General features: G+C 40.2%; 10 protein-coding genes. 8 read left to right on the top strand and 2 right to left on the bottom strand.

Going from position 1 to position 13,104, the window contains the following annotated elements; translation table 11 throughout:
• Nucleotides 1–225 precede the first annotated feature (225 nt).
• Both NZ848_RS21350 and NZ848_RS21345 read right to left on the bottom strand, forming a co-directional pair.
• Nucleotides 226–1,191, bottom strand: a complete 966-nt coding sequence (locus NZ848_RS21350) for a polysaccharide deacetylase family protein (RefSeq protein WP_259017206.1) — start codon at nucleotides 1,189–1,191, stop codon at nucleotides 226–228.
• A gap of 172 nt (nucleotides 1,192–1,363) precedes the next feature.
• Nucleotides 1,364–2,017, bottom strand: coding sequence for a hypothetical protein (locus tag NZ848_RS21345; protein ID WP_259017205.1), 654 nt, complete (start codon nucleotides 2,015–2,017; stop codon nucleotides 1,364–1,366).
• 508 nt (nucleotides 2,018–2,525) lie between these two features.
• Between NZ848_RS21345 and NZ848_RS21340 the strand changes: the two genes are divergently transcribed.
• The 8 genes from NZ848_RS21340 (at nucleotide 2,526) to NZ848_RS21305 (ending at nucleotide 12,970) form a co-directional block, all read left to right on the top strand.
• Nucleotides 2,526–3,773: an efflux RND transporter periplasmic adaptor subunit gene (locus tag NZ848_RS21340; RefSeq protein WP_259017204.1), complete on the top strand. Its 1,248-nt coding sequence runs from the start codon at nucleotides 2,526–2,528 to the stop codon at nucleotides 3,771–3,773.
• Nucleotides 3,774–3,801: 28 nt separating this feature from the next.
• Complete coding sequence (locus tag NZ848_RS21335; protein WP_253533563.1) at nucleotides 3,802–5,259, top strand: TolC family protein; 1,458 nt, start codon at nucleotides 3,802–3,804, stop codon at nucleotides 5,257–5,259.
• 185 nt (nucleotides 5,260–5,444) lie between these two features.
• Nucleotides 5,445–6,110 carry an ABC transporter ATP-binding protein gene (locus NZ848_RS21330; protein WP_253533562.1) on the top strand — a complete coding sequence of 222 codons (666 nt, stop codon included), beginning with the start codon at nucleotides 5,445–5,447 and terminating at the stop codon, nucleotides 6,108–6,110.
• 103 nt (nucleotides 6,111–6,213) lie between these two features.
• On the top strand, nucleotides 6,214–7,467 hold the full coding sequence (locus NZ848_RS21325; protein ID WP_259017203.1) for an ABC transporter permease: 1,254 nt from the start codon (nucleotides 6,214–6,216) through the stop codon (nucleotides 7,465–7,467).
• A gap of 34 nt (nucleotides 7,468–7,501) precedes the next feature.
• Nucleotides 7,502–8,659 carry an ABC transporter permease gene (locus tag NZ848_RS21320; RefSeq protein WP_259017202.1) on the top strand — a complete coding sequence of 386 codons (1,158 nt, stop codon included), beginning with the start codon at nucleotides 7,502–7,504 and terminating at the stop codon, nucleotides 8,657–8,659.
• A 206-nt stretch (nucleotides 8,660–8,865) separates the two neighbouring features.
• On the top strand, nucleotides 8,866–10,239 hold the full coding sequence (locus tag NZ848_RS21315) for a sigma-54-dependent transcriptional regulator (RefSeq protein WP_253533559.1): 1,374 nt from the start codon (nucleotides 8,866–8,868) through the stop codon (nucleotides 10,237–10,239).
• Nucleotides 10,220–11,536: a sensor histidine kinase gene (locus NZ848_RS21310; protein ID WP_259017201.1), complete on the top strand. Its 1,317-nt coding sequence runs from the start codon at nucleotides 10,220–10,222 to the stop codon at nucleotides 11,534–11,536. The genes NZ848_RS21315 and NZ848_RS21310 overlap by 20 nt, the downstream gene beginning before the upstream one ends.
• A gap of 108 nt (nucleotides 11,537–11,644) precedes the next feature.
• Nucleotides 11,645–12,970, top strand: a complete 1,326-nt coding sequence (locus NZ848_RS21305; RefSeq protein WP_259017200.1) for an alpha-L-fucosidase — start codon at nucleotides 11,645–11,647, stop codon at nucleotides 12,968–12,970.
• Nucleotides 12,971–13,104 lie beyond the last annotated feature (134 nt).

Below are 13,104 nucleotides of genomic sequence, written 5' to 3'. Positions count from 1 at the left end.
CTCCTAATCTGATGCACCTGCAAAACAGTATCAAAATGAAAACCTATAAAACAAAAAACAGAAGCAACACGAAGGCTACTTCTGTCTAAAAAATGTATTTTTACTATTATTAATCCTGTATCGTTATTTTAGGACTAGTCAGACCTTTTTAGACAGCCTCTTTTATTTGCCGTCCTGATGGAAAACATACGCATGCACTAATAGCATGACATGGAATTGTAATTATCAGAGGCCTAATTTGTCCATCTTTGGTTTTTCATATTCGCCGTCTTCTGCCGGATATCGCAGTATTTTCTCATACTTGCCAGATTGCTTAGCCAAGGCCCATATCAGGCTCTCTCCTGCCGGAACATTACCGGGGATTTCCTCATAAATTTTGTCCTGATACACTTTGTCGGCGTTTATAACCTCCCAACCATTGGCTTTAAAATGCTTAATCAGGTCGTCTAAGAACAGAGCTGCAGCTAAATTATGATGAAGCAGTATTACGTGATTGATTCTCCTGCCGGCTATCTGATAAGCCAAAGAATCATAAAATACAGCCCGGTCGTATAAGTGATTTTTATAATATTCTTTAAAGCCTGAAATATCAGCTTTAGGATTCTGTCTTAATCTTGTCACTAATCTATCGCTGATATACCAGTCAGACGCATCTATCGTAACGTGTCCGTTTTTATATCCTTTTTGCTTCATAAATGCCCTGAAACCTTCAATTTTCTCTTTTGTATTACCCTCTTTCAGATAAGGAAATCTGAAATATTTGTAGTAATTGCTGTAGTTGCTGATGATAGAGTCATTTTTTATAAGCTCAATCTCAAAAGACGCTAAACTCGTATTTTTACTATTAAAATTGGCATGTGTAAATGTATGATTGGCAATCAGGTGTCCGGCATCATTCCATGACGACAAAACATATCTGCCTCTTTCAGTAGTTTTATTAGCCCCTGACGAAAACAGAATGGCTTTCAGTTGATGTTTTTTCAGACTACCGAGCAATAACTCATTCCAAGTTTTCAACTTATATCCAACCATATCATCGGTTCGGCCATCATCAAAAGTAAAGGCTATTTTAGGCTTCTCTATTTCCGGTTTTATGTGTGGTGCATTAAATGATTGATGAGAATCTCTTTCATAAGAAATTGTGAGACCAAAAATTGTTGCTGAAATTAAGAAAATGAGGAATTTATTCATAATTCTTGTGGGTAGAGGTGGTTTTGTAAAATTAGGTATGCTAATGTAGGGGATTTTATGGAAGATAGTTGGATTTAGTACGATGTTGTTCTACGGCTTTTTATTAGAACCTTTATAATAAATTAACTCCATAGGCGATTTTTTTTTACGCTAATCAAAAAACAATTGTAGTTTAAGCTTCATAATAAAACTGCAACAGCAAATTATCCTTGTCATCCATCCATTGTATCCACCCTGTTTTATCCTTGTCATCAGAAATTTTCAACCAATTACCTCTTATTTCTATTGGATGATAAAATTGCTCCGCATCATAAGGTATAATACCAGTATTTTTTTTAGGCTCTTTTCTTATTGGGTTGGTTTTCTGATCAAAATCTACTGAAAAAAGTTTTACAATATGTTCCTGCCAGGTTTCATAATTAAAATACTTTACGTCGGCCTTTATGTATTTGACATCTTTTTTATTTTCATTTACAACAACTTCATAATACTCTCCTTTTCTGCCTACGCATCTAAAAACTAAAACCGAGTTTTCGGTTTTTATAGAAAAAGGTCTCAAGTCTTTGTCAGCAAAATCATCATCAAATTTAAAAGATTTCCAAATGCTACCGTCTGCATTATACAATTCTATCAATTCTTCAGGGTAATTTTCACTTAGTGAAACTACATTGATACTATCTAATTTCATTGCCTTCTCATTTGTATTGATTTGCGGTTTTGCAATGATACTTTTTTTATTTTTTGAATCTGTTTGCTTTGAAGTATCAGTACAACTAAACAACATAAGAAGATTTATAGCACAGAAAAAGCATATTGTAGTTTTCATCTCTGAAGAAATGTATTATGGTTAGATTTCTAACCAAATTAATAGAAATTCCTGAGCGAAAAAATCAAAACTGATTATATGTATAAAATTTAGCAATTCGTTGTGTATTTTATCCCCCAATAAAGTGTAACGACACCCCGGTGAGCGACTAACAAAACAAAGGATAAGTTTAAATTACATCGACCGACTTAAGTCGGTCTTAAATAGAAAAAATACCTTTGTTTTAATAGCCGGTGAATTCATTCACCGTAATTATCAATTTATCTAGCGCATACTTCCCACTTCCGAACAACCGTCCCAATATCGGACACTTTTCAAATCTTCAAAAACACATAACCCACTAACTATCAATCATTTATCAATTGGCACGCTGATTGAATGAATAATAATGTATTTGTTTCAAAAATGAACATTTACAGCGTTTAACCGTGTCACGCCTATACTCGTCCGATAACAGGCGTGGCACGGTTAAATTACCTCAACACTCATACAAAATTATAAAAAAGCTATGGACAAAGAACTCTCATCAAGCGAGGTCCGCAAACAGAAAAGTAAAAACTTGCTGATTGGTATAATGGCATTGATGGCCATTATACTGATTGTCTGGTTGGTCAGAAACTCGCTTTCGTCATCGGTCAGTAAATCAGAAATCAGAACGGCCGTTGCCGAAATGGGTGCGGTTGAAAACACGCTCACGGCCTCGGGTGAGGTACAGCCCGAATTTGAGCAGGTAATTACCAGCCCTATCACGGCTGTTATTCAGCAGGTATTGCTTGATGCCGGAAGTAACGTAAAAGCCGGAGAGAAAATTCTGGAATTAGACAAAGAAGCCACACAACTGAATTTCGACAAAGAGAAAGACCAACTGGACTTAAAGCGTAACAACATCGTAAAACTGCGCCTCGACCTCGACAAAAGTTTCTATGACCTGAAAATCTCAGATTCTATCAAGGCCATGAAAATTACCAGTCTGAAAGCCGACGTAGAAAACGCCAAACGTTTGCAAAAGGCCGGTGGTGGTACTCGTGAAGCCATAGAAACGGCACAAATGAACCTCAGAATTGCCGAACTGGAAAAAAAACAACTGGAAAACGACATCAAAATTAAGCAGCAAACCATGCGCGCTGATTTGAAGGAATCGGAGCTGTCGGCGCAGATTCAGGAAAAACAACTGATGGAATACCAAAGTAAACTGCAAAAGGCCAATATCATAGCTACACGCCCGGGGGTGCTTACTTACGTGAACAAGAATCTGGGTTCAAAGGTATCGGAAGGTGAAATTCTGGCTCGTCTGGCCGACTTGGGCAGCTTCAAAATCATCGGTGCCATTTCAGACAACTATGCCGATCAGGTAAAGATTGGTATGCCTGTGATAATCCGCATCAACAACACATTATTGAAAGGCAGCCTTACTAACATTCAGCCCTCAGTGCAAAATAATATCCTGAGTTTTGATGTGGCCCTGGACAGCAAAAGCACCGATATGCTTCGGCCTAAGCTGAAAGTTGAAGCCTATCTGGTTACAGAAGCTCAGCAAAATGTGGTTCGTATAACCAATGGCCCTGCTTTTAAAGGCGCAACAGTGCAGGATGTTTTCGTACTCAGAAAAGACGGCAAAGCCGAAAGAAGAACCGTTAAAATCGGCCTTAGCAATTTTGATTACGTAGAAATAAAAGAAGGAATAAAACCGGGCGAAACCGTGATTATCTCAGACCTGAGCGAATACAAAAACACCAAAGAGCTGGAAATAAAATAACAGGAGCTTTGCTTAACCAACCCAGTTTATGAAATACCTTATTTACATATTAAGCCTATATTTGCTTGTTGTCACCTACCCTTCCACGGCACAGGGGGTTACAAAACTAACTCTTGAAGAGGTGGTAGAAATGGCCAAAAGCCAGTCAATAGCAGCAAGACAGGCCTCAACAACCAAAGAAACCAAGTTTTGGGAGTGGCGCACTTTTCAGTCTAACTACAAACCACAACTGGTGCTGAACGGTAAATTACCGGCCTTTACCCGCTCATTTACAGAGGTTATCCAGCCTGACGGAACCATACAGTTTCAACCGGTGCGTTACAATAATTCATCATTGAATTTGTCTTTGAGCCAATCGGTAATGCAAACAGGCGGACAAATCTATGCTGCCACGCAATTACAACGTTTCGATGATTTTGCCCGCAAAAATACCTTATACAATAGTACGCCCTTTGCTGTTGGGTATGAGCAGCCCATTCTTAGATTTAATCCATTCAAATGGGACAAAAAGATTGAGCCGCTGAAATACGATGAGAGCCGCCGGGTATATACTGAATCGCTGGAGAAGATAGCCCTTAAATCCACTGAGTATTTCTTCAATCTGCTACTAGCTCAGGTAAACCTGCAGATAGCCGAAACCAACCAAAGCAACACACAAACCATTTTAAAAATAGCGAAAGAGAAGTACGAAATCGGTAAAACCACCCGAAACGAAATTCTTCAATTACAACTAGAGTCGCTCAAAGCTCAAAAAGCCATCGCAACTGCCAAAAGAGACCTGGAAATTGCTACTTTAAATCTGAAAGCCTACATAGGCATGCAAACAGACAGTAAGTTGGAACTGATAGTACCAGCCACTATCTCAAACATTTCAATTCCGAATCAGCTGGCATTGGAACAAGCCTTCGAAAACCGTTCGGATGCCATTTCGTTCCGCCGTTTAATTCTGGAGGCTGACCGGGCAGTAGCTAAAGCCATAGGTGATAATGGTTTGAATATGACCTTAACGGCCAGCCTGGGTTTTTCGAACCGAGGGTTGACAATCCCTGATTTATACAACAAACCCCAGAGTCAGGAATCAATACAATTGCAACTTGATATTCCGATTCTTGATTGGGGGCGGTCGAAATCGAGAACCAAAACAGCAGAAGCACAAAAAAAGCTGACAGAATATACTGTGGAACAGGCCAAGCAGACTTTCAGACAGGAGATTTACACGCAGGTAACACTTTTTGAGATGCTGAAAAACCAGCTGACACTTACAGCACAGGCAGATAGCATTGCCTCAGAGAAATACCAGATAGCGCAAGACAGATATGTTTTGGGCAACCTGAGCATAACAGACCTGAGTATTGCTTTTCAGGAAAAAGACCAGGCCAAGCGTGACTACATTAACGCCCTGCAAGACTACTGGAAAACGCATTACGAACTGCGCTACCTGACACTTTATGATTTTGAAAAACAAAGAAAAATACAGCCGGAGTAATAGTGAATGCGTGAATGACGAATTAGCGAATGATTGTGAAACATAGTGTACATAGTGGCAAAAATCGTTACCGCACCAGTCGTTTATTGATATTCACCAATTCATCCTCGGCAATTAATAATTAAAATATTTGCTAATTCAGCATTCAATAATTCGCAATTAAAAAGTTAAACTCTCAATAAATTATGATTAAGTTAAAAAACATCGAAAAAGTTTATCGCACTAGTGCCATTGAAACCCTGGCGCTCAATGAAATTAATCTTGAGGTGGCCAAAGGAGAATTTCTTTCAATTATGGGTCCATCCGGCTGCGGTAAAAGTACCCTGCTGAATATTATGGGCCTGCTTGATGAACCTTCGAAAGGAGAAATCACGGTAGGCAATGAAGTTATCAATAATTTTTCTGACAAAAAACTGGCGCACTTCCGCAATCAAAAGCTGGGTTTTATTTTTCAGAGTTACCACCTCATTAATGACCTGCCTGTAATTGACAACGTAGAATTGCCATTGCTGTATCGCGCATCATCAGCCAGCGAGCGCACCAGATTAGCCACCGAAGCATTACAAAAAGTAGGTTTGAGCAACCGCATGAAACATTACCCCTCACAGCTTTCCGGCGGACAAAAACAGCGCGTTGCCATTGCCCGTGCCATTGTGGGGCGTCCTGAAATTATTCTGGCCGATGAACCTACCGGGAACCTGGATAGTGCCATGGGTAACGAAATCATGGATATACTCATCAACCTGAATAAAAACGAAGGCACTACTATTGTGATGGTAACGCACGATGAAAACATGGCAAAAAAGACCAATCGGCTGGTTCGCCTGTTTGATGGCACTCAGGTAATGTAAAAATTGAGTGGGTTTTCAATTATGCCATGAAATTAATCACTATTTCAAAATCGCTAATTCGTAACCACTCATTCACTCAATCACTAAATTAATATTAACAAATATGTTAAAGAATTATTTAAAAATAACATTTGCGGTACTGAAACGCCGGAAATTCTTCACCTTTATCAGCCTGTTCGGTATCAGTTTCACCTTACTGATACTGGTAGTCATTACGGCCTTTATAGACCACCTGATTTCTGCGGGCTACCCTGAATTAAAAAGAGACCGTACACTGTATATCTCAAGAATGGTGCAGCAGGACACCACCCAACAAGGCATGCAGAGTTCGCCGGTGAGCCTCTACTTTATAAACAATTATGTAAGGAAGATGACAACCCCTGAAATGGTAGCCTTCGGGAGTTTCCCGAATACCATTAATGCTTATGCAAGGCAGAATAAAATAAAACTGATGTATAAGCATACCGATGCCAATTTCTGGAATGTGACTGATTTTGATTTTCTGGAAGGTAAACCCTACACCCAGCAGAACATAGATAATAATGATTACGTGATTGTAATTAATGATGACACGCGCGACAAATACTTTGGCAAGGGGGTATCGGTTGTCGGGAAAACAATGGAAGTAGATAACGTCAACTACCGCATTATTGGCGTGGTGCGTGGCACGCCTGTTACGCGTATCTATGTGGCTTCAGACATTTACATGCCTTATAATACTAAAAAAGTAGATCAGACCAAGCAAAGCCTTAACGGTAGTTATCTGGTGTTTTTGCTGGCCAAAAGCAAAGAAGATTTTCCTAAAATAAAGGCAGAGTATCAGTCAATCATGAAGAAAGTGCCGCTTATAAGTACAGATAAATGGTTTAAACCTAACAAAGCCTCTTCAACTGCCGACACCTATGTGGGTTCATTTTTAGCTCAGTTTTTACATGCAGACGAGAGCAAAAGCATCCAGTATTTTTATATAGCGCTTATGGGGTTTGCCTTGTTGTTTATGTCTTTACCGGCAATTAACCTGATTAATGTTAACATCAGCCGCATTCTGGAGCGGGCGTCTGAAATCGGCATACGTAAGGCGTTTGGCGCATCTTCAAAAGTACTTACCTACCAGTTTATTATAGAAAACCTCATACTAACATTAATTGGTGGGTTAATAGCGCTTATTCTTTCAGTTGGTGTTATTTATTTTATTAATACCAGTGGCATGATTAACTACGCCGACCTGACCATTAACTGGAAAGTTTTTCTGGTAGCCATTCTTGTAAGCCTGGCATTTGGTTTGTTATCTGGTGTTTATCCAGCCTGGCGTATGTCAAGGCTACAGGTAGTAACAGCCTTACGGGGCGGAGAATGATACCCATTTTAAAAACATTAATATTTTTATAACTATGTTTAAGCACCTTTTTAAATTAATATGGAAGAAAAAAAAGAGCAACTTCCTGATGATGCTCGAAATTTTCATTTCCTTCCTGATATTGTTTGCGGTCTGGAGCCTTAGTTTTTACAACTATCGTAATTACTCAAAGCCATCTGGCATTGACCACGAAAACGTATGGGCAGCTTTTATTGATTTTAATACTGAAAGCGATAGCCTGAGAACTATTTACAGAGATCTGGTAAAGCAAAAAATTAAAACATTTCCTGAAATAGAGGCGTTCTCATTCTCATCCAGTAACCTTCCATATAGTTTCAGTTCTTCAAATAATGTAATTAATTACAAGAACAACAGCACACTTACCGAGATGATGAATGTTGACCCAACTTATCCTGACGTGCTGAAAATGCCATTGTCTGAGGGCCGTTGGTTTACCGAGGCCGATAAAGTAAATAAAATAAGGCCGGTAATTATTACGCAGTATCTGAAAGAAAAATTGTTTGGCAATGAAAATGCCCTCGGTAAAATTATAGGGAAAGATGACGGCCGGCGTCAGGTGGTAGGTGTGATTGGCCATTTTAAATTCGAAAATGATTTTCAGCCTGAATCTGCCTGCCTCATACAGCCACTTGAAGCATGGAATTCTGAAATGCTGATAAGAGTAAAACCGGGCACTTCTGTTGAAACTGAGGCCAAACTTTCTAAAGAACTGGTGCAACTGGGCAAAGACTGGTCTGTTGAAATTCAGCACCTGGAAAACATGAAAGCCAACAAAAACCGTATTATCTGGATACCTATTCTGATACTACTGATAGTATGTGGCTTTCTTATTTTCAATGTTACACTTGGCCTTTTTGGCGTATTGTTTCAGACAATCAGCCGACGCAAACAGGAAATCGGCGTACGCCGCGCCATTGGTGCCACACAGAGTAACATCCTTTGGCATTTTGTAGGAGAAACCACCGTTATTACCACTTTTGGTGTAATACTAGGCTTATTTTTTGCCGTTCAGTTTCCGATCATGAATGTATTTGACGTCGAAGCCCTGGTATACGTTACTGGCATTGTGCTGGCGGTTTTATCTATATACATTTTAGTTATTGTATGTGCGTTGTTCCCTAGCAAGCAGGCCTCAGAGATTTATCCGGCCGTTGCATTGCGGGAGGATTGATTTACTTGCAGAGGGCATGCGATTATTGGCTATATTTGTAATTAAAACTCTAAAACCATTTTTGTAGAGACGTAATGCATTACGTCTTCAGAGGACTGAAATACACAAATCCATCTATTTTTTCAAAATACTATAAAATTGAATCTAATTGAATAGATAGGCCTCCAGAGACGTATCGCAATACGTCTCTACGAAAACATTGAAAAATGCTCTTAATCATTGACGATGACATAGCTGTTCGTACTTCTCTTTCTCTTTTAATGAAGAAAGAGGGTTTTGATGTTGTGGCTGTGGGTTCACAGCAGGAAGCGCTGGCGTTTCTGGAATTAGACGTGCCAGATCTTATAATACTGGATATGAATTTTTCTAACGATACTTCAGGGATTGACGGATTGAGCCTGTTAACTAAAATCAAGAAAATAAACAGTACTATTCCGGTTATACTAATTACGGGTTGGGCAACTATTGATTTGGCAGTAAGCGGCATGAAACTCGGTGCAAGCGACTTCATTAATAAACCCTGGCAAAACGCGCATCTGATGCAATCTATCAGAACTATTCTGGATTTATCGGAGAAAAAAACGCTTACACTTACCCGCAAAAAGCTGGATGCCCAGTATAATTTCAGCCAGTTGATTGGCGAGGATGCCGAATTTCTGAAGATACTTGAAACAATCGGAAGAGTTGCGTCAACTGATGCATCGGTGCTGATTATGGGCGAAAGCGGTACCGGGAAAGAACTGATTGCCGAGGCTATTCACCAGAACAGCCAAAGAAACAGAAAGCCCTTTGTGAAAGTCAATCTGGGTGGCATTTCTACCAGTTTGTTTGAGTCTGAAATGTTCGGGCATGTGCGTGGCGCTTTTACCGATGCCCGCTTTGACCGCGCCGGCCGTTTTGAAATGGCCAACAAAGGAACCATTTTTTTAGATGAAATTGGTGACCTGGACATGAGCAGCCAGGTAAAATTGCTTCGTGTGCTACAAGACCGTACTTATGAAGTACTGGGCAACAGCCGCACCAAAACATTAGACGTACGGGTGGTTTGTGCTACCAATAAAAATCTGGAAGAAAATGTACAATCAGGCGGATTCAGAGAAGATTTACTTTACCGCATCAACCTCATTACCATTAATCTGCCACCTTTACGTAAGAGACCCGGCGATATTCCGCTGCTGGTTAACTTCTTTGTTCAGAATCTGCGGGAAATTTACAACCGACCTCAACTGAAAGTAACACTAGAGGCAATGAAGTGGCTGAAACAATTGCCATTGCCCGGCAATATCCGCCAGTTGAAAAACCTGGTAGAGCGTACTATTCTTGTAAGCCATCATGATACACTCGACGCCGCCGATTTTCAGGCGCAATGGCAGCCATCTGTAAAAAAAGCGGGTTCAAATGCGTTACCCGAGGTAGGTAGTATGACACTTGAAGAAATGGAAGTGCAAATGATAAAGAAAGCCATCGAATTTCATAAAGGCAAGGTGATGACTGTTGCCAAGGCATTAGGCTTGACCCGAAGCGCTTTATATCGTAGATTGGAGAAATATAATATCCCGCATGATGAAGATACGGACTAAGTTTATACTTTTTATGGTGGTCATTCATATTATTGTGATTGGCCTCTCTTTTTTCATATTCAAAAGCAACAAACTACTGTTTATTTTCTCAGAGATTTTTATTCTGGCTTCAATCTTTATTTCCTGGCAATTGTATCGTGACCTGATTGCCCCCATCCGTCTGCTTATGACAGGTGTAAATGCCATGCGCGATAAAGATTTTAATGTAAAATTCTTAAAAGTAGGTAAGCTGGAAATGGACGAGCTGATTGATGTTTATAACGGCATGGTAGACCAACTCAGACAAGAACGCACCCGGCAGGAACAGCAACATTATTTTCTTGAGAAACTGGTACAAACATCACCAACGGGTATTTTGATTCTGGACTTTGACGATAATATTGCCAATATAAACCCCAAGGTTGGTGAAATTTTAAATATGAATGCGCACCAGCTGCTGGGTAAATCTGTTTTTTACTTCGACCACCCACTTTTGCAGGCTATCAGCACCCTTAAAACCGGAGAATCGCGCACGATAGCATTGAATGGTATACAAACGTATAAATGTCAGAAATCGCATTTTATTGACCGCGGCTTTCCGCGTTACTTTATCATGATTGAAGAGCTGACGGTTGAGATTCTGAATGCCGAAAAGAAAGCATACGGAAAGGTAATACGGATGATGGCACATGAGGTAAACAACTCAATTGGTTCTGTCAATTCAATTCTTGATACCACCGTGCAGATGCAGGAACATGATTCTGAGCTAAAATATGCACTGGAAATTGCTATCCAGAGGAATAACCACCTGAACCATTTTATGCGGAATTTTGCAGATATGGTTCGTCTGCCTGAACCCCGGCCTGTTAAGTCAGATTTGAATGAACTGCTGCGAAACTCAAGCAGACTTATGGAATATAAAGCCTCACAATTGGGCATTCAGATTGAAGCACATCTTACCGAAATGCCTTTTTTAATTATGGCTGATGTGCATCAGTTAGAGCAGGTAATTATCAATATTATAAAAAATGCCATTGAGTCAATAGAACTGCGCAAAAAGAAGAACCCCGATTGGCAGGAAAAAGGCCAGATTGTTATTAGTAATACATTCCGCCCTAAACAATTATTAATTGAAGACAACGGCGCAGGTATTTCTACAGACGCCGAGCAACAGATTTTCTCTCCATTTTTCACCACCAAAGAAAACGGACAGGGAATAGGCCTTACCCTGATTCGTGAAATACTGGTTAATCATGGGTTTCAGTATTCGCTCAAAACCAATCCAGACAGGCTGACAGTTTTCAGGATTGGCTTTTGAAGCCGTAAAATTAATCCTTGTCAATTATATAAATTTGCTATTTTTGGCCCACTTTACAAACAGTAGATGACCGGGTCTATTGACAGGTTTTACCTAAAACTAACGCACATGAGAAAAATCATTATTCTGTGCCTGCTTGCAGGCATGGCAATGGCACAAACCCCCAAGCCTTTTGGCGCTACCCCAATGGCCGACCAACTTAAATGGCACAATTTAGAATATTATGCCTTTGTACATTTTGGACCCAACTCTTTTACCGACAAAGAATGGGGAGATGGCAAAGAGAAAGAAGACGTTTTTAACCCTACCCAGCTTGATTGCCGCCAATGGGCCAGAATCTGCAAAGCCGCAGGTATGAAAGGCATTATTATTACAGCTAAACACCATGATGGCTTTGCGTTGTACCCCAGCAGATATTCAACGCATACGGTAAGAGAGTCTCCGTGGAAAAACGGTAAAGGAGACGTTCTGAAAGAACTATCGGCCGCCTGTAAAGAATATGGATTGAAAATGGGAATTTACATTTCTCCGTGGGACAGAAACCACCCTACCTACGGAACCCCGGAATACAACCAGGTATATGTAAATATGCTGAAAGAAATTACGACCCAATACGGCGACTTGTTTGAAGTATGGTTTGATGGCGCTAATGGCGAAGGCCCTAATGGCAAAAAACAGGTGTATGATTTCCCTTTGTTTAACAAAACCGTGAAAACCTATCAGCCACACGCATTAATTTTCAGCGATGCCGGCCCTGATATCCGCTGGGTGGGCAATGAAAGCGGCTTTGCCGGCGAAACCTGCTGGAGTACCATCAATGGCGCAGCGTTGTTTCCTGCCTACGACAAGCCCAAACACCTGAACGTGGGCGATGCCAATGGCACGCACTGGATTCCGGCTGAATGCGATGTATCTATACGCCCGGGTTGGTTCTATCATAAAAACGAAGACGATAAAGTAAAGACTCCTCAGGCATTGATGGATATCTGGAATAAATCTGTAGGCAGAGGCGCCAACTTATTGCTGAATATTCCGGTTGATAACCGGGGGCTGGTTCATGAAAATGATGCAAAAGCCTTGCTGGAATTTAAGAAATTACGCGATGAGTATTTCAGTAAAAATCTGTTAAAGAAAGGTACTTTTACAAAAAAAACGGGTGCTGACAGTTATGATATTTCATTGAACAAGGCACAAACTTTTAACTGTCTGGTTGTGCAGGAAGATATCCGTTACGGACAACGAATCAACGAATTTGCAGTACAGGTAAAAGAAAACAATGAATGGAAAACAGTTGCAACTGCCACTACTATCGGGCATAAACGCATTGTGTATTTTCCGCAAGTAAATGCTAAAGATGTTCGCGTTACTGTTTCAGGCACGTTAGCCAAGCCCATGATATCAAATATTGAGCTATATAATACACCTGCCAATTAAGGTGATATTTATGACTAGTCCTAAAATAGCGATACAGGATTAATAATAGTAAAAATACATTTTTTAGACAGAAGTAGCCTTCGTGTTGCTTCTGTTTTTTGTTTTATAGGTTTTCATTTTGATACTGTTTTGCA

The organism is Emticicia fluvialis, assembly GCF_024793945.1.
GTDB classification, from domain to species: domain Bacteria; phylum Bacteroidota; class Bacteroidia; order Cytophagales; family Spirosomataceae; genus Emticicia; species Emticicia fluvialis.
The sequence above is the reverse complement of the archived record's forward strand: the minus strand, read 5'-3'. Positions and strand labels throughout refer to the sequence as shown.

Coding starts and splice junctions, on each gene's coding strand:
- NZ848_RS21345 (WP_259017205.1), bottom strand. CDS start 2,017: ATGAAAACTACAATATGCTTTTTCTGTGCTATAAATCTTCTTATGTTG.
- NZ848_RS21340 (WP_259017204.1), top strand. CDS start 2,526: ATGGACAAAGAACTCTCATCAAGCGAGGTCCGCAAACAGAAAAGTAAA.
- NZ848_RS21310 (WP_259017201.1), top strand. CDS start 10,220: ATGATGAAGATACGGACTAAGTTTATACTTTTTATGGTGGTCATTCAT.
- NZ848_RS21350 (WP_259017206.1), bottom strand. CDS start 1,191: ATGAATAAATTCCTCATTTTCTTAATTTCAGCAACAATTTTTGGTCTC.
- NZ848_RS21315 (WP_253533559.1), top strand. CDS start 8,866: ATGCTCTTAATCATTGACGATGACATAGCTGTTCGTACTTCTCTTTCT.
- NZ848_RS21330 (WP_253533562.1), top strand. CDS start 5,445: ATGATTAAGTTAAAAAACATCGAAAAAGTTTATCGCACTAGTGCCATT.
- NZ848_RS21320 (WP_259017202.1), top strand. CDS start 7,502: ATGTTTAAGCACCTTTTTAAATTAATATGGAAGAAAAAAAAGAGCAAC.
- NZ848_RS21325 (WP_259017203.1), top strand. CDS start 6,214: ATGTTAAAGAATTATTTAAAAATAACATTTGCGGTACTGAAACGCCGG.
- NZ848_RS21305 (WP_259017200.1), top strand. CDS start 11,645: ATGAGAAAAATCATTATTCTGTGCCTGCTTGCAGGCATGGCAATGGCA.
- NZ848_RS21335 (WP_253533563.1), top strand. CDS start 3,802: ATGAAATACCTTATTTACATATTAAGCCTATATTTGCTTGTTGTCACC.